Annotated in this window: 2 pseudogenes; both read right to left on the reverse strand. The window is 49.6% G+C overall.

Annotated elements, in window-relative coordinates:
• Positions 1-216, reverse strand: a pseudogene (locus AB9F29_RS21350) (hypothetical protein); the annotation flags it as partial.
• Between the two features lie 88 nt (positions 217-304).
• Positions 305-415 (reverse strand): annotated as a pseudogene (locus AB9F29_RS21355) (IS30 family transposase); the annotation flags it as partial.

Genomic DNA, 415 nt, shown 5'->3' on the forward strand with positions numbered 1-415 from the left:
GTTCTGGGAACCCGCAGTTGCAGAGACTTTCTGCTTCTCTTTTTTGGGTTTTTTGGTCTCTTTTTTGCTGTTTTTACCTTTGGCCATCGTCTGCCCTTTCAATGTGCAGCAATCCGACGCCTTAATGGCATGGGTTTTACTGCGGTCGTTCACTAATTGTCTGTTTGAGGCACTCGGTTGTGCCTGATGTGATTGCCTACGTTGCGGTTGTCGCATTCTTTATTTCGCTCTCCAAGCTGCGGTGCCGATTGTGGCGTGCAACTGCAATTGTAGCAACAAGTTTGAGTTTCTATCGGCGGCGATCTCAACCGGTCGACGCAACACACTCTGCGAACTTCTCTGCTGGCGTTTGATATTGCAAGGTCTTGCGAGGGCGTTCGTTGAGTTGCCTTGCGATTGCACTGAGCTTTGCTTG

Origin of the sequence: Falsihalocynthiibacter sp. S25ZX9, assembly GCF_041205405.1 — a bacterium.
GTDB lineage: Bacteria > Pseudomonadota > Alphaproteobacteria > Rhodobacterales > Rhodobacteraceae > Falsihalocynthiibacter > Falsihalocynthiibacter arcticus.